Genomic DNA, 16,094 nt, shown 5'->3' on the forward strand with positions numbered 1-16,094 from the left:
AATTTTATACATAACAAAAAACCTGTGAAGTTAACTTCACAGGTCTAATATATATTCTTTAAAAACCGTCAACCTATTTTAGGACGACTCAATCCCATTCTCCACTTAGAGTTTTAATAGGCTCTGCCATCAGAGCAGCCCCGCTTTAAAAGTTATGCTAAGAATTGCCGTTTAAAATAGAAAGGACAAGGGCTTTGGTCAAGGGTCTATCGGCAGCTTTGGCTTTTACTTCCTCAAAAGTGAACCTGAAATCGCAACCGTTGCTGTAATTACTGCAACCATAGGAGGTTTTTCCTTTTATAATCATTCCATTTTTGCATTTGGGGCAACTTGGAGTATCGGTATTTGGTTTTTTCTTTGGCTCTAGAATCAACCCATATTGCTCATCAAAGCGTACGAGGCCTTCAACATCTTCAACACCATTGTAGCTAAACCCCTTTAAATTAACCGTACAACCTTTTTGAAGTAATCTCGTGAACTGATTTTCCGATATTTTTTTATTGTGAAAGACAAAGGGGAGTAAAAAATCGCAACCATTCTTGTAACCACTGCATCCATAGGCCGACTTCCCTTTTATAAGATTCCCGTTCTTGCATTTTGGGCAGGTTTCCTCGGTAATACCTCCAGTACTAATTTTGTTTTTTTTGGTTTCTTTTTTTTTGGTTTCCTGGGTATGGGAGATATTGGCACGTTTTGTTTCACTCCTAACTTCGTAAACCAATTCGTCTACCATTTTTTTCATATTCTTGATGAACAATGCAGCGCTAAAATTGCCCTTTTCTATATCTTTCAACTGCTTTTCCCATAACCCGGTCAATTCCGCAGATTTCAGCAATTCGTTTTGTATCGTATCAATTAGTTGAATGCCAGTTGGAGTTGGCAATACCTGCTTCTTTTTTCTTTCAATATACTTGCGCCTAAATAAAGTTTCTATAATATTGGCGCGGGTTGATGGCCTACCTATTCCGTTCTCTTTCATAAGTTCCCGCATTTCGTCATCATCCACTTGTTTTCCTGCTGTCTCCATGGCTCTTAGCAAGGTAGCTTCCGTAAATTGTTTTGGTGGTTTGGTCTGCTTTTCCAAAAATGAAGGCTCATGGGGACCTTTTTCTCCCTTCACAAAATTGGGTAATACCCCTGTTTCCTTTTTTTCTTTTGTTTTGGCAGTCTCAAAAACAATTCGCCACCCTTTTTTGAGGATTTCCTTCCCGGTGGTTTTAAAAGAGATATTGGCAGCCTTGCCTATTACCGTTGTGTTTGAGACATCACAGTCATCGTAAAATACGGCGATAAATCTTCTAACAATGCTATCGTACACCTGCTGCTGGGCTACACCTAACTTTATTTCAACCCCAGTAGGAATGATTGCATGATGGTCCGTTACTTTTTTGTCATTGAAAACCTTTGTGGATTTCCTGATCTTTTTTACCAATAGGGTAGAGGTCAACTGCTCGTATTGGGTTAGATTGCGAAGTATTCCCGCTACTTTAGGATAAACATCATTAGGTAAAAAGGTGGTATCCACCCTAGGATAGGTAACCACTTTTTGTTCATATAATTTTTGGACAATCTTAAGTGTTTCATCTGCCGTAAATCCAAACTTTGTGTTGCAATACACCTGTAGGCCTGTTAGATCGAACAACTTGGGAGTGTATTCCTTGCCTTTCTTTTTGGTAATGTTGACTATTTCGAATTCGTGCTCCTTTACTTCATTGGCAAGAACTTTTCCATCCTCCATCTTTAAGAAACGACCCTCTTCATAATTAAAAACCGTATCCCTATAAAGGGTTTGTAATTCCCAATAGGGTTGGGGCTTAAAGTTTTCTATTTCCAAATACCTATTTACCACCATGGCCAAGGTGGGGGTCTGTACCCGACCGACAGACAACATCTGTTTATAGCCACCGTGTTTTACCGTATAAAGGCGAGTGGCATTCATTCCTAAAAGCCAATCCCCTATGGCCCGGGAAAAGCCCGCATAATAGAGATTGTCATAATCTTGTGAGGACTTTAATTTGGTAAACCCTTCTTTTATGGCCTCGGTTGTTAAGGAAGAAATCCATAAACGCTTTACTTCTCCTTTGTAGTTGGCCTGATGCATTACCCAACGTTGAATAAGCTCTCCTTCCTGGCCTGCATCCCCGCAGTTGATTACCACTTCCGCTTTATCGAACAGACTTTTTACAATATTGAACTGTTTTTGGATTCCCGCATTGTCCACCACTTTTGTTTTAAATTTCTCCGGGAGCATGGGTAAATTGTTCAAATCCCAACTTTTCCAATAGGGTTTATAGTCACTGGGCTCAAATAAAGTACAGAGATGGCCAAAGGTAAAGGTAACTGCGTAACCATTTCCTTCAAAGTACCCATCATGCTTAGTGTTTGCTCCTAATACTTGAGCAATTTCTCTAGCCACGCTGGGTTTTTCCGCAATACAGACCTTCACTTTTATTATTGTTTTGAAAGGGTGCAAATTACTTAATTTATACTGAACCCCCACATTTGCATTGTAAGGTATTTTCTTCAACATTCGTGTTGTGAATTATAACTAATTGGGTTTTTGGTGATAAAGGGAAAATTCTATTAAGACAATCTTGATAGATAATATGTCAATGGAAAATAATACATTTAAGGGATATTGGATTTGAAGTTATTTTATGTGGAATACCATAATCAATAAAAATGAACAAATGAAAATTATAGTGTTGGTAATTACCGCTTTCTTGACACTAATTAGTTGTACTTCCCAGTCTTCCAAAAGTCTTTTTAATGGGAGGGATTTGGAGGGTTGGCATGTAGATGTGCCCAAAATGGATAACGATCCCAGTGCCATTAATCCTTTTATAGTAAGGGAGGGTATGTTGGTGAGTTTGGGAGAACCACAGGGCCATCTTATTACGGATGCCATTTATCAGGATTTTAGATTGGAAGTGGAATATCGTTTTGCTGGAAAACCTGGTAATTGTGGTGTGTTGGTATTTGCCTCCACTCCTAGATCCCTATATGAAATGTTCCCTAAATCTATTGAGGTTCAAATGATGCATGAAAATGCCGGCGATTTTTGGTGTATTGTACAGGATATCGAGACAGACAATATGTTGGAAAGGCGAGGGCCTAAAGAAGAATGGGGGATAACCGAAGGTAAACTGCGAAGAATAAAAAATTTGACCGATGGTTCGGAAAAACCTTTGGGTGAATGGAATTCCATGACCATTGAGTGCCTTAAAAACTCAATAAAGGTATGGGTAAATGGCGATTTGGTAAATCATGGTTACAATGCTACAGCAAGTAGTGGAAATATAGCCTTGCAGGCAGAAGGTGCGGAAGTAGAATTTCGAAAAGTAATGCTGACACCTATAAACAAGCACAGTGAAACAGCACCGTGATTAACATTGCCCTGCACGTCCCACCATGGTTACTTCTAAATTTGGTTTGGTCCTATAATAGAATTGATGGTCTAAAAGGCATATTCTTTTAACAAAGGGGCGCAGAATGCTTAGTTTTTATTTTTTATCTTATTAATTATTAATAAGTTATGTTTAAAAATCAGGAGCAATGAATTATAGATCCCTCTTCATTTATGGGCTTACGCTTTGTTTCACAAGTGTACTTATTGCCCAAAACGATCAAGTCATAAATCGGGAACAGATGGTAAAGACACAACTAGAAGCCCGGGGAATAAAAGACCCTTTAACCTTATATTCCATGCTGAATGTACCAAGGCATGAATTCGTGCCAAAAAACTTGGTGGAACATGCTTATAAAGATGGGGCACTGCCTATAGGTAGTGGTCAGACTATTTCCCAACCTTACATAGTAGCTTTTATGACCCAAACACTAAAATTAAAATCTACTGATAAAGTTTTGGAAATAGGAACAGGTTCGGGATACCAGGCGGCGGTACTTGGCAAAATTGTGGATTCTGTGTTTACGGTTGAAATAATTAAAGACTTGGCCTTGTCCGCTAAAAGTAGATTGAAGAATTTAGGATTTGATAATGTCATAGTTAAATGGGGCGATGGGTACCATGGATGGCCAGAAAAAGCCTCTTTTGATGCCATTATGGTCACTGCAGGAGCAGAGTCGATTCCCCAGCCATTGGTGGACCAACTAAAAAATGGTGGACATATGGTAATCCCTGTTGGGCCAAGTGATAATGTTACCTATTTGGTTAGTGTGTTTAAAAAGAAGGATAGAATAATAACCAAAAATTTGTTTCCTGTTCGCTTTGTACCCTTCACTAGAAAGCAGTAATGTTTTTTGGAATGGTAAGGGCCCTGTTACATAGGCCATGGATTGGCATTTAAAAAGATAGTTCCTTGATCGGGATTACTTTTCCCGGGCTTAATTCCTTCAAATTAATATTACCAATGCGGATACGGATCAACCGTAATGTAGGAAAACCTACGGCTGCAGTCATTTTACGGACCTGACGGAACTTGCCTTCAGTGATGGTGATACTGATCCAGGAAGTGGGCCTATGCCGTCCTATTCTCAATTTTTTATCCGGGTCGGGTAGGACAGGGGGGATGGACAATCTATGAACAGAGGTTTTTTTTGTGGTATATTTCTTGCCATGGAATCCTATTTCCACTCCATGCTCTAATAATTTGATAGCTTCATTGGTTATTTCTCCATCCAACTGTACATAATATTCCTTTTCCACGCCCGAACGGTTGATCTGATCGCTCAATTTTCCATCCGTTGTGAGCAGAAGCAATCCCTCCGATTTTTCATCCAAACGACCGATGGGCATTATGCCTTCAGGAAAGTTATATAGTTCGCTTAAGAAACGTTTGTTGCGCGACTCCTTGTCATCATTGGAGTGCATTTGACTCAGCATTCCGAAAGGTTTGTGAATTTTAAAGTGAATATGAGCGGGTTCCAGCATGGGCCGAAGGTACTTTGTTTTGTAAAGGGTTGGAACCCCAAAGGTTTATTTTTTTTTTGATTTATACCATTTGAAATATTGATCTTAGCTTTTTCCTGTCGCATATTTTCTAACACCCCAGGCAAGGCCTATAAAGACAAATTGTTTTGGCAAACGAATCATAGCAGCCTCATGGCTTCCAATGGCGGGTTGGTCAGAAAAAATATCCCAAATATGTATGGGTAGAAAAATAATCATAAGCCATAATATCCCCGTAGCTCCCAATTTAGCGTATTTGGGAAGGAGGAGCATTACTCCTAGAACAATCTCCAATACTCCCGATGAATAAATGACGAACATTTTAAAAGGTAAAAATGGGGATACGAAAGGCAGGTAGAAGGATGGTTTTAAAAAATGTTGTACTCCTGCGTATATCATAAAAAGGGCCAATAGTATTTTAAGAATGGTCCAAAATAGCTTCATGGCCTAATTGTTTTGAAAAATGTTAAATAAATATTGAGTTAAGGAATACCCGAATAAGACTCCTTTAAGGAGTAGGTTTTTCATGTAGCAGTTCCATGCCTGTTGATGATCGGGGCTTAAATCCGTTCCAATCCTTTTCATTGGAATCCTCCTGTAACTCTAAAAATTTTGAATAATCCTTTTGTTTTAGGTGTATCCCTAAAAAGGCAGTTAAAAAATGTTGGTTTACATTATTAATTTTTCTCTCGTCCCAACTAGGTTCGGCATATCTATAGTATTCATCAATATGGAGGCCCGGCTCCAAAGATTCTACTGGTGGAGGATTTGGGGCTACATTGTGCCTTGCATTTTTATAGGTAAGTAAATATCGATCCGCATTAACGGCCCCTGTGAAGATGGCCTTAATTCCTTTTTCGTATCCTGAAATGTCATCTTGGCTTCCTGCAACAAAAAAGGTAGGAACTTTTAGCCCTTTTAAACCTTCGGCATCCCAAACCCCACGCTCCATTCCCCAGGGAGCAAAGGCTACGACCGCTTTTATTCTAGGGTCAACCTTTGGAAATTTAGGGTTGCTCATGGCCAACTCTGCTATTGCTTTGCTACCACCGGTCATGCCGGAAAAGAAACCTACCATTCCATCGCTATATCCAGCTCCTGCTACATTTAAAACACCGTAACCTCCCATGGAATACCCTATGATGCCAATATTTTCAGAATCTACCAATCCCGATAAAAAGTTTTTGTCCCTAGCTTTGCCCAAGTTCACCGTTTGGTTTAGCACAAAGGAAATATCCTTGGCGCGGTTCACCAAAGTACTTGGAAAGGGCGAGGCATCTTTAAAAGTCGAATCCGTATGGTCTATGGCTACTACAACGTATCCTTTGGAAGCCAAATTCTCCGTTAGATAGGTCATAAGGTATCTGGAGCCAACATACCCGTGGGCTACTACTAAAAGGGGAAAAGGACCATCTGTGGTCAGTGGTGCGGCATCACGGGATGCCCTACCTTTAAAAGTAATGGGAGTCAAAGGGCGAAGGGAATCATGGGCGGTTCCCATGACTTCGTTATATGTAACAGACTCTGTAGCTCCATTGGTTAATAGTGCAGGATACCAGACTTCTACCCTTAATGGTCGATCATATATGGGGTCTATACCGTTTTTCGAATTTAAAACATCCGCCTGTCCCTTATTGACAAAATCCAAAGTTCGTACTCCAATTTTATAGGTACCACGTGCCGATAGTTCTGGAGCATCCGGCAAGGCATCACCGTATAGAAAAGATTCGGTTTGGGCGTATAAAACAGAATTGAAAACGAGAAAACAAAGTAATATTTGCAGATGGGCAAAACGGAAATAAGTTGGTTTGATCATAAGTTTTTGGTTTAGCTTAAAAATACAAAATATTATATCAACTATTCAATCTGAAAATGCTTTGACAAAAGTGAATTGGACTATTTGTAGCATACCACTTTGCTCAATGACCATTAGTTGGCGTAAGGTTTCGATTATAATTATGAAAACTTCAAAGGTTTGGATTTTAAGGATACATTAGAAAATAATACCTTGGTGATCGGGAACGCTAATCGACAGTGAAGAAATAAAAAAAAGCAATCACGAGGACAACGATATTATGAAGGAAACCGAGAAACAACTTAAGAAATTTGGTGTTAGGCCAACAGCTATGCGCATTTTGGTGCATCAGTTTATGGCCTTGCAGCAGTCGGCGGTTAGCCTTACCACCGTGGAGGAGAATTTTGAAAAATCGGATAGGACTACCCTATATAGGACTTTAAAGACTTTTGAGGAGAAGTGCATAGTCCATCAAATAGACGATGGAACAGGAATCCCCAAATATGCACTCTGCGATCATGATGAAGGTATGGCACGGCACTCGGATCTTCATTTACATTTTCATTGTACAAAATGTAATAAAACCACTTGCTTAACCGAGCATCGGATACCTCAAATAAATCTTCCGGAAAAATTTATCCCAGAAGATGTAAATATGCTGGTAAAGGGTGTTTGCGAGCACTGCAACCAATAAATGCACATACATTGCAAGGGCATAACGGTTAATTTTGCTTTTAAATAACTTATGTATGAAGCATCGGCATGATCACAAGAGTAAGGACCACAATCATGAACACGACCACGGTGGGGTTTTTGGTGAAAAGACAGAACTCTATTTTGCCATTTTAAGTGGGGTATTCTTTTTAATTGGATTGATTTTGTCCACCATATTTAATGCCCCGGCATGGGCACCATTGGTGAGTTATATAACGGCCTATTTTTTTGGAGGATATTTCACCCTGCTCGAGGCAATTGCCAAGATTAGGAAAGGGGAATTTGAAATTGATTTTTTAATGCTCGTTGCCGCCTTGGGAGCTGCCTATATAGATAGTTGGGCCGAGGGAGCCCTACTGTTGTTTTTGTTTAGTTTGGGACATGCGTTGGAGCACTATGCCATGAACAAGGCCACAAAATCCATTAAGGCTTTAGGGGAGCTTTCCCCCAAGACGGCATTCTTGAAAAATGGTAAGGATATAAGGGAAGTTCCCGTAGAGGATTTGAAGTTGAAAGATATAATAGTGGTAAAACCAAACACTAAGATATCTGCAGATGGAGTTATTGTAAAGGGGAGTAGTAGTATAGATCAGTCACCTATAACAGGAGAAAGTATCCCTGTAGACAAAACTGCAGTTTCCAATGTCAATAATCTTCCCGAATTTAGTGAAATAGAACAGTCCCACACTGTCTTTACGGGTACTATTAACGGGGATGCCATGCTGGAGATTCAAGTTTTAAAATTGAATGAGGATGCCACCATTTCCAGATTGGTAAAAATGGTAAGCGAGGTGGAAACCAAAAAATCGCCCACCCAATTACTGACCAAAAAATTTGAGAAATGGTTTGTGCCGGCGGTCATTGTTTTGGTCGTTGTTTTGTGCTTTGCCCATTTGGTTATAGACGAGACGGTGAAAGAAAGTCTTTATAGGGCCATTAGCGTATTGGTAGCTTCCAGTCCTTGTGCCTTGGCTATTTCAACACCAAGTGCCGTATTGAGTGCCATTGCCAGAGCAGCCAAAAAAGGAGTGCTCATAAAGGGTGGACGTGCCCTGGAAGATTTGGGCAGCCTTACCACTATAGCTTTTGATAAAACAGGGACACTCACCGAAGGCAAACCGAGATTGACAAATGTCCTTCCCATAAATGGATTTGATAAAAATGAGTTTCTGGAGTTGGTGGTAGACGTAGAGAGTTTAAGTAATCATCCTTTGGCAAAAGCTATTACAAAAGATCTTATAGACGAATATGACATTGAAAGTAAACACCGGGCCTCCAATATGCAGGCCGTTCAGGGAAAGGGGGTAAAGGCGCAATATAACGGTGATTATATTTTTATAGGCAATGTGCAATTGATGGAGGAGGAAGGAATCCAAATTTCATCTGAAACCCTAGACCAAATTAGCCAATGGCAGAAGGACGGACAAACTGTTATGCCAGTGGGTTATAAGCAAACTATAATCGGGCTGTTGAGTGTCATGGACGTTCCCAGAAAAAGTGCTGCTCCTACCTTGGAGCGACTAAAGGAAATAGGGATAAAACAAATGATTATGCTGACAGGGGACCATCAAAACGTGGGCGACTCCATTGCCAGACAGATTGGACTTACCGAGGCCAAAGGAAATTTGCTTCCGGAAGACAAGGTAAAGGCTATTCAGGCGTTTCAGAAAAAGGGAGTTAAAATAGCCATGGTAGGTGATGGCGTAAACGATGCGCCTGCAATGGCCAGCAGTACCGTAGGTATTGCAATGGGGGCTGCAGGGAGCGATGTAGCTCTGGAAACCGCAGACGTAGCCTTAATGTCGGACAAGATAGAGAGCCTTCCCTTTGTCATCGGGTTGAGTAGAAAATCCAAATCCATTATCAAACAAAACCTTTGGATCAGTATGGGCGTAGTAGCATTTTTAATTCCGGCCACCCTTTTTGGATTTGCCAATATAGGTATTGCTGTTGCCATTCACGAAGGGTCTACCTTGTTGGTGGTAATCAATGCCTTACGACTTTTAAGGTTTGATCTAGATTAACCCTAGTACGTTAATAAATGTGGAGTTTTGAAAAACAGACGGCTGTCAAGGATAGACCCTGGCAGCCGTTTAGTTATACTGAAACCAATTCATTGTCAACACCATAGTTATAGGCAGTTGAAATTGGTGATATCCTTATTTAAATCCTATTTTCATAATGCCCTTATGGCTAATTTTTATGGCTTCCAACGGGGTCATATCAAAAGTTTTATCCTGCTCAACCATGTAATATTTCATCCCGGATAGTTTTTTTTGGGCCAGGATTTCGGAGAAATTAATTTGGCCGTTACCTACTGGGGCAAACCTACCTTGATCGTCCATATCCTTCACGTGCCACATTATGAACCTTCCTGGATATTTATTGAAATAGGCTACTGGATCTTTGTCCGCCTTGGTTACCCAATAAAGGTCCATCTGAAAATTAACATATTTCGGATTTGTGTTTTCTAGCAAGTAATCATAGGTAACTACACCATCATCCCCTTTTTCGAATTCAAAAGCGTGATTGTGGTATAGTAATTTCAATCCTGCCTTGTGACATTTTTCACCAAGGGTGCTCAAAACAGTAGCAAGTTGTTTATAGTCGCCCCTTAGTCCCATGGGTGGTACCGGAATTACAAAGTACTTAAATCCGGCCGCTTTAACATCGGCAATCATGGTATCCGCATTCTCTAGTGTAACCCCGCCCTGATGTGTGCTAATTGGCTTTAATCCCACTTCTTTAAGCAGTTTGCTAAATTCCTCTGGGGTCATATTGTAAAATTTTCCATCCCTGTATCCTGCAGCTTCAATATTTTTATACCCAGCGTCAGCAACAGCCTTAAGAGTAGCTTTGGCATCGGCTCCCATATTATCCCGGACCGTATAGAGTGCCAGACCACCAACCTTTTGCTGGGCATTGGCTGTAAACATACCGACTATTAACAACGGTAGAATTAATTTTTTCAAGGCAGTAGAAGTCAATAACTTTTTCATAATAATTGTAAATAATATTTTTTTAAAAGTAACATATGTTTTTATAAATATGCTACAATTAAAACAATAAAAACTTTCACATAAACAAAGGCCCATGTTGGTAGTTGGTTCTTTAGAGAAGCTTCCATTAGTAGTCAATATAAATATAGGTCATGTGAAATATATTTTTAGGTGAATCTAAAAATTAATATTTATCTTTATATCAATTATAAAATTAAGATTGATATGGGCCTTGACCTACAATGTAAATGTGCGGTTGTTAAAAATCGGGCCAAAAATATATGTATATCTAGCTAATGAATACCTACAATCCTATAACAGCCCTAGCGGTGTTTTTTGCACTTTCAATTTTGGCTTATCTGCTTTTCAGACCTCATAAGGGATGGTTTTGGCTGATAAAAAACAGTTCTGTTTCGAATGATAAAATAGTTGTTGAGGATGTTTTAAAGTTATTATATCACAATGAAAATGCGGACAAGCATCTCAACATCAATGATATTATTAGGACATTAAAATACAATGACAGACTCATACTTGAAAGCATCAATAAAATGTCGGACCATGAGCTGATAAGTATACAGGGAGATAGTGTGAAACTTACAAAATCGGGCAGTGATTATGCCCTGCGAATTGTTAGGGCCCATAGGCTTTGGGAGAAATTTTTGGCCGAAAAAACAGGGTTCAAGGAGGCGGAATGGCATGAGAGGGCAGAAAGAATGGAACATGAACTTTCCAAGATGGATACAGATATGCTGGCTTCCCAGTTAGGCAATCCCCAATTTGACCCGCACGGAGATCCCATACCGACCAATACTGGTAAGATTGCCAAAGTTAAGGGGATTCCTGTATCGGAGCTGCCCATTGGAACAATTGGAAGAATTGTCAACATCAAGGATAAGCCCGAAATAATTTACAAACAGATCTTGGCAGAAAATATCCATATTGGATCTGTGATACGGATTATGGAAAAGACACCTGCCCGCATTGAATTTCATTCCGAGGGGGAGGCCTTTGTATTGGCGCCCATAATGGCGGGGAATATTACAGTATCAGTTTTGGAAAAGGACGTGGTATTTGAAGAAAATTTAGCGAGGTTGTCCATTTTAAAAGAAAATGAAACTGCCAAGATTATAGGGATATCAAAGGAAATTAGGGGAGATAGCCGAAGAAGGTTGCTCGATTTGGGTTTTGTGAAAGGAGCTGAGGTCAAGATAGATCTTCTGAATCCTTTGGGCGACCCCAAAGCCTTTTTAATCAAGGGCACAAGTATTGCCCTTCGCCAAAATCAAGCATCGAAAATTTTAATACAAAAAGATTAAATCATGGAAGTTAAACCTAAAAGTGCATGTGAGACCTGTGCCCAGTTCAATGCGGAGGGATTGAAAAAATTAGGGGTAAATACCTCCGATTTTGATTTTGTAGTTGCCTTAGCAGGTAATCCGAATACGGGAAAAAGTACTGTTTTTAACTCCATGACGGGTTTGCGTCAACATACAGGAAATTGGCCTGGCAAAACGGTAACCAGGGCAGAAGGCGCTTTTGAGTACAATCGGCAGAAATTTAAGCTGGTAGACTTGCCAGGGACCTACTCTTTGCTCTCCACCTCTGAAGATGAGGAAGTTGCCCGAAATTTCATTCTTTTTGGGAAGCCCTCGGTAACCGTCATCGTGGTAGATGCCAGTAGGCTGGAAAGAAATCTAAATCTGGTATTACAGATTTTGGAAATTACGAATAATGCGGTCCTGTGTTTAAACTTAATGGATGAGGCCGAAAGAAATAATCTGGAAATAGATACCCGTACTTTGGCAAGGGATCTGGGTATTCCTGTGGTACCCACCAGCGCAAGGTATAATAGGGGAATTCCGGAATTGATCCAGACCGTTAGTGAACTGGCCAACGGTAAAATTCTTTGCAAGCCCCATCGTATAAAGAATATACCAAAAAATATAGAGCAGGCCTTGGAAAAATTAAGCACGGAAATAAAAGAAGTATATCCGGATATTCCCAACAGTAGATGGATCGCGTTGCGCTTGCTGGAAGGGGACAGAAATATTATTGAGACCCTTAAAACGGGTGAATTCGTATAACTTAACTTTGATGGACACTAAAAAAATAGATCATATTATTTCCCTTTCCAATGACCTTCGTTGGCAAATTGGCGATGAGTTCCATGATAATCTGGCGGAAGGGATCTATGCAGATGCCGCGGAAATAGTAAAGGACTCGGTGCATAAGAAGGATGAGACTGGGGCATATAGGATAGACGCCAAAATAGATAAGATCATTACCAGCAAGATATGGGGTTTTCCACTTATGTTTTTGATTTTGGCAGTAGTCCTTTGGCTAACGATCGTTGGGGCCAATTATCCTTCAGCCATGCTGTCCGGCATTCTCCTGGACACGATCCATCCGGCCATAAAGGGATTCGCCTCCACTATTGGAATGCCATGGTGGTTGGACGGGTTTTTAATAGACGGGGTATATTTGGCAGTGGCTTGGGTCATAGCAGTGATGTTGCCACCAATGGCTATTTTCTTTCCATTGTTTACATTATTGGAAGATTTCGGGTACTTGCCAAGGGTAGCCTTTAATTTGGATCATTTATTTAAACTAAGTGGCGCCCATGGTAAACAGGCGCTGACCATGAGTATGGGTTTTGGTTGCAACGCTGCAGGTATCGTGGCTACACGGATCATAGACAGCCCCCGGGAAAGATTGATTGCCATCATCACCAATAACTTTTCCCTTTGTAATGGGCGTTGGCCCACACAGATTCTGATTGCTACCATATTTGTGGGAGCCCTGGTGCCAGCTAGTTATTCGGGAATTATGTCATTGGCGGCGGTAATAGGAATAGCTGTGTTGGGTATGATATTTATGTTTTTGGTATCATGGGGCTTGTCCAGAACAATTTTGAAAGGAGAAGTATCTACCTTTAATTTGGAATTACCACCCTATCGTCCTCCACGATTTTGGAAAACCATCTATACTTCCATAATAGATAGGACTTTGATCGTGTTATGGCGTGCAATTGTTTTTGCTGCCCCTGCAGGAGCCGTAATTTGGCTTATCTCAAATATTTATTTGGGTGATGCCAGCGTTGCCTCATGGTTGATAGATTCCTTGGATGGCTTTGGCTTCCTTTTGGGCCTTAACGGTGTTATTTTGGTGGCTTATATTGTAGCTATTCCGGCCAATGAAATTGTGATCCCCACTATACTGATGTTGACTGTTCTGGTTACAGGAATTTCCGCTGGCGCCGGCGCCGGTGTAATGTTCGAATTGGATTCCGTAACGGCTACAGGGGATATTCTAAGAGCAGGGGGATGGACGTTGTTGACTGCTATTAACCTAATGTTGTTCAGTTTGTTGCACAATCCCTGTAGTACCACCATTTATACTATTTATAAGGAAACTAAAAGTGTTAAATGGACTATTGTAGCTTCAATATTACCTGTAATTATGGGATTTGTGGTGACATTTTTGGTAGCACAGATCTGGAGATTACTTGCGTAAATACTCCAGGTCATTACTGGTCTTAATAAAACATTCCAGGTTGAATTAAACCTTTTATGGGAATATTTCTATTCTTGGAGGTTCCCTAAATTAGGCAAAAACCAGCCAGGAAAACACGCATGTAACTAGATTAAAATCACTAACTTGTATAAAAATCTACTGTTATGCCTATTTACATGGATCGTCATGAAATTCCTAAGGAAATTACCGCGGTGCATGTTGCACAGATGCATCGGGAAGATCTAAAAATTGAGCATCTTTACGGATGTAAGGGTATGACCTATTGGTGCGATGAGAAAAGGAGAACTGCCTTTTGTTTAATCCAAGCCCCCAATAAAAAGGCCATTCAGGATATGCACAATCATGCACACGGAGAAGTTCCCCACAGAATTATTGAAGTGGAGAGTTCCATTGTGGAATCGTTCTTGGGTAGAATAGAGGATCCCGAAAAATCTCAAAAGACAGAGTTAAATATAATCAACGACCCGGCTTTTAGAACCATAATGGTCATTGGTTTAAGAAAAGCATCCCTTAAGGGTGTTGACCCCAGGCTTATGAATAGGGAACTCAGTGAACATAGTAAATTTATTATCGGATCTGTAGAAAAATTTTTGGGAAGGATTGTAAGGCAAAAAACAGCTTATTTTTTGTTGTCCTTTAATTCGGTTACCAATGCTGTACTTTGTGCTGTAGAGATACATTCCCATCTTAATTCCTCCTCAAAGAACCTTAATAATGGTTTTCAATTGAGCATAGGATTAAATGCTGGCGTTCCAGTGACCGAAAAAGATAGTATTTTTGAAGATACCATTAAACTTGCGGAACGGTTTTGTGAAATGGTCCACGGGAAAATTGTTATTTCCCCTGAAGTTAGGGAATTGTATGAAAGTGAAAATTTGAATGTTAAATTGAACCATAAGAGTTTTAAAACCCTAAATGTTGGAGAGGAAAAATTTATAAACCTATTAATGGATTTTACTGAGAAAGAATGGACCAATGCCGCATTTAACTCCAATGATTTTAGTAAAAATATGGGATTCAGTAAATCCCAATTATACAGAAAAATGATTGCCCTTACAGGGAAGTCCCCCAACAACTTTATAAAAGATTACCGATTGGAAAAAGCCATGCAATTATTGGATAAAAAAGCCAATAATATTTCTGAAATTGCTTTTGGAACAGGATTTAACAGTCCGGCCTATTTCTCAAAATGTTTTATGGATAATTTTGGAATCCTTCCGTCCAAATATATCCAAAGCTATACGGTTTAAACGTTATAGTGCAAACCTGTACATGCTCAAATTTTGTAATTATTTGAATTAAATGTAGAGGTCATTAGGTTTTACTTGCTTTAATTTTACTTTAGATAAATGGAAGTGTCCTGAAACAAATAGTGTTTGTTTCCCATTCAGGAACCTGAAACAAGTCAATAATCATTGCTACTTAGTTTTTTACCCGTATCCCCCTTGTTTAAGAATTAGATAACCGATCGCGTACTTTTTCTCAATTCCAGCTTGTCAGCCACTTGTTGTGGATGCATGTTAAACTGGAAGGTGAATTGGTTAAACTTCCAATGTTTCATTTTTAGGAGCAGTGCCTCTTATTTGATATTAACAATTATTAATCTTAAAACATTTTAGTCATGAACAACACTCTAAAGTATTCCCAATTAAAAGTTGTCATTTTGGTTTTGACATTTTTTGCAAGTTTTTCCTTATTTGGCCAAGGTGACATAAAAGAAGCGAAGGAAACCTCCTTAGTAAGGACACATGAGGATAAAGATTTACAATGGGGCCCTTGCCCATCTTTTATGCCTGAAGGCTGTACAATATCGGTATTGCACGGTGACCCTGCCAAAAGAAACTTGGATGTATTCTTTAAAGTACCTGCCGGCTATGAAATACCTGAACATTGGCATAATTCAGCCGAGCGCATGATTCTTGTTTCTGGAGAATTGCGTGTTACTTATGAAGGCGAAAAGGAACAGATAATGAAAGTTGGCTCCTATGCCTTTGGCCCATCTACTAAACCTCATACCGCTAAATGTGGGGACAAAGATCCTTGTATACTTTTTATTGCCTTTGAGGAACCTTTGGATGCTTTTCCAATGGTACTTAAAGAATAATGGTAAGTACACATTAACAGAAAATAAAATAAAAAA

The 16,094-nt window shown here is 39.8% G+C and carries 14 protein-coding genes; 9 read left to right on the forward strand and 5 right to left on the reverse strand.

Annotation, left to right across the window (positions count from 1 at the left end; genetic code table 11):
- Positions 1-157 precede the first annotated feature (157 nt).
- The gene (locus MWU82_RS04420) at positions 158-2,446 is read right to left on the reverse strand and encodes a DNA topoisomerase 3 (protein ID WP_247095541.1); all 2,289 of its coding nucleotides are present in this window, start codon (positions 2,444-2,446) and stop codon (positions 158-160) included.
- Between the two features lie 244 nt (positions 2,447-2,690).
- Between MWU82_RS04420 and MWU82_RS04425 the strand changes: the two genes are divergently transcribed.
- Both MWU82_RS04425 and MWU82_RS04430 read left to right on the forward strand, forming a co-directional pair.
- Complete coding sequence (locus MWU82_RS04425; protein ID WP_247095376.1) at positions 2,691-3,386, forward strand: DUF1080 domain-containing protein; 696 nt, start codon at positions 2,691-2,693, stop codon at positions 3,384-3,386.
- 169 nt (positions 3,387-3,555) lie between these two features.
- Positions 3,556-4,254, forward strand: a complete 699-nt coding sequence (locus MWU82_RS04430; RefSeq protein WP_247095377.1) for a protein-L-isoaspartate(D-aspartate) O-methyltransferase — start codon at positions 3,556-3,558, stop codon at positions 4,252-4,254.
- Between the two features lie 49 nt (positions 4,255-4,303).
- Here the strand turns inward: MWU82_RS04430 and MWU82_RS04435 are convergent, their stop codons facing one another.
- The 3 genes from MWU82_RS04435 to MWU82_RS04445 form a co-directional block, all read right to left on the reverse strand.
- On the reverse strand, positions 4,304-4,891 hold the full coding sequence (locus MWU82_RS04435) for a pseudouridine synthase (RefSeq protein WP_247095378.1): 588 nt from the start codon (positions 4,889-4,891) through the stop codon (positions 4,304-4,306).
- 84 nt (positions 4,892-4,975) lie between these two features.
- A complete protein-coding gene (locus MWU82_RS04440; protein WP_247095379.1) occupies positions 4,976-5,353 on the reverse strand; it encodes a MauE/DoxX family redox-associated membrane protein in 378 nt (125 codons plus the stop codon).
- Positions 5,354-5,417: 64 nt separating this feature from the next.
- Entirely contained in the window at positions 5,418-6,725 is a 1,308-nt protein-coding gene (locus tag MWU82_RS04445; protein ID WP_247095380.1) for a dienelactone hydrolase family protein, read from the reverse strand.
- A 259-nt stretch (positions 6,726-6,984) separates the two neighbouring features.
- On the opposite strand from MWU82_RS04445, the gene MWU82_RS04450 reads away from it, so the two are divergent.
- Positions 6,985-7,398 carry a transcriptional repressor gene (locus MWU82_RS04450; protein WP_215948099.1) on the forward strand — a complete coding sequence of 138 codons (414 nt, stop codon included), beginning with the start codon at positions 6,985-6,987 and terminating at the stop codon, positions 7,396-7,398.
- A 55-nt stretch (positions 7,399-7,453) separates the two neighbouring features.
- Positions 7,454-9,442 carry a heavy metal translocating P-type ATPase gene (locus MWU82_RS04455; protein ID WP_247095381.1) on the forward strand — a complete coding sequence of 663 codons (1,989 nt, stop codon included), beginning with the start codon at positions 7,454-7,456 and terminating at the stop codon, positions 9,440-9,442.
- A 135-nt stretch (positions 9,443-9,577) separates the two neighbouring features.
- Here MWU82_RS04455 and MWU82_RS04460 read toward each other — a convergent pair whose 3' ends face one another.
- A complete protein-coding gene (locus MWU82_RS04460; RefSeq protein ID WP_247095542.1) occupies positions 9,578-10,354 on the reverse strand; it encodes a sugar phosphate isomerase/epimerase in 777 nt (258 codons plus the stop codon).
- A 359-nt stretch (positions 10,355-10,713) separates the two neighbouring features.
- Here MWU82_RS04460 and MWU82_RS04465 point away from each other — a divergent pair, with 359 nt between their 5' ends.
- The 5 genes from MWU82_RS04465 (at position 10,714) to MWU82_RS04485 (ending at position 16,058) form a co-directional block, all read left to right on the forward strand.
- Entirely contained in the window at positions 10,714-11,736 is a 1,023-nt protein-coding gene (locus tag MWU82_RS04465) for a DtxR family transcriptional regulator (protein WP_247095382.1), read from the forward strand.
- Positions 11,737-11,739: 3 nt separating this feature from the next.
- A complete protein-coding gene (locus tag MWU82_RS04470; RefSeq protein WP_247095383.1) occupies positions 11,740-12,504 on the forward strand; it encodes a FeoB small GTPase domain-containing protein in 765 nt (254 codons plus the stop codon).
- Positions 12,505-12,514: 10 nt separating this feature from the next.
- On the forward strand, positions 12,515-13,933 hold the full coding sequence (locus MWU82_RS04475) for a nucleoside recognition domain-containing protein (protein ID WP_247095384.1): 1,419 nt from the start codon (positions 12,515-12,517) through the stop codon (positions 13,931-13,933).
- Positions 13,934-14,097: 164 nt separating this feature from the next.
- Positions 14,098-15,204: a nickel-binding protein gene (locus MWU82_RS04480; RefSeq protein WP_247095385.1), complete on the forward strand. Its 1,107-nt coding sequence runs from the start codon at positions 14,098-14,100 to the stop codon at positions 15,202-15,204.
- A gap of 371 nt (positions 15,205-15,575) precedes the next feature.
- A complete protein-coding gene (locus MWU82_RS04485; RefSeq protein WP_247095386.1) occupies positions 15,576-16,058 on the forward strand; it encodes a cupin domain-containing protein in 483 nt (160 codons plus the stop codon).
- The last annotated feature ends 36 nt before the right edge of the window (positions 16,059-16,094 follow it).

It is taken from the genome of Arenibacter sp. S6351L (assembly GCF_023016025.1).
In the GTDB taxonomy this organism is placed as follows: Bacteria; Bacteroidota; Bacteroidia; order Flavobacteriales; family Flavobacteriaceae; genus Arenibacter; species Arenibacter algicola_B.

Excerpts from the sequence above, each read along its gene's own strand:
- MWU82_RS04460 (WP_247095542.1), bottom strand. The coding sequence starts at position 10,354 with ATGTTTACAGCCAATGCCCAGCAAAAGGTTGGTGGTCTGGCACTCTAT.
- MWU82_RS04435 (WP_247095378.1), bottom strand. The coding sequence starts at position 4,891 with ATGCTGGAACCCGCTCATATTCACTTTAAAATTCACAAACCTTTCGGA.
- MWU82_RS04440 (WP_247095379.1), bottom strand. The coding sequence starts at position 5,353 with ATGAAGCTATTTTGGACCATTCTTAAAATACTATTGGCCCTTTTTATG.
- MWU82_RS04485 (WP_247095386.1), top strand. The coding sequence starts at position 15,576 with ATGAACAACACTCTAAAGTATTCCCAATTAAAAGTTGTCATTTTGGTT.
- MWU82_RS04470 (WP_247095383.1), top strand. The coding sequence starts at position 11,740 with ATGGAAGTTAAACCTAAAAGTGCATGTGAGACCTGTGCCCAGTTCAAT.
- MWU82_RS04475 (WP_247095384.1), top strand. The coding sequence starts at position 12,515 with ATGGACACTAAAAAAATAGATCATATTATTTCCCTTTCCAATGACCTT.
- MWU82_RS04455 (WP_247095381.1), top strand. The coding sequence starts at position 7,454 with ATGAAGCATCGGCATGATCACAAGAGTAAGGACCACAATCATGAACAC.
- MWU82_RS04425 (WP_247095376.1), top strand. The coding sequence starts at position 2,691 with ATGAAAATTATAGTGTTGGTAATTACCGCTTTCTTGACACTAATTAGT.
- MWU82_RS04450 (WP_215948099.1), top strand. The coding sequence starts at position 6,985 with ATGAAGGAAACCGAGAAACAACTTAAGAAATTTGGTGTTAGGCCAACA.
- MWU82_RS04465 (WP_247095382.1), top strand. The coding sequence starts at position 10,714 with ATGAATACCTACAATCCTATAACAGCCCTAGCGGTGTTTTTTGCACTT.
- MWU82_RS04480 (WP_247095385.1), top strand. The coding sequence starts at position 14,098 with ATGCCTATTTACATGGATCGTCATGAAATTCCTAAGGAAATTACCGCG.
- MWU82_RS04430 (WP_247095377.1), top strand. The coding sequence starts at position 3,556 with ATGAATTATAGATCCCTCTTCATTTATGGGCTTACGCTTTGTTTCACA.
- MWU82_RS04445 (WP_247095380.1), bottom strand. The coding sequence starts at position 6,725 with ATGATCAAACCAACTTATTTCCGTTTTGCCCATCTGCAAATATTACTT.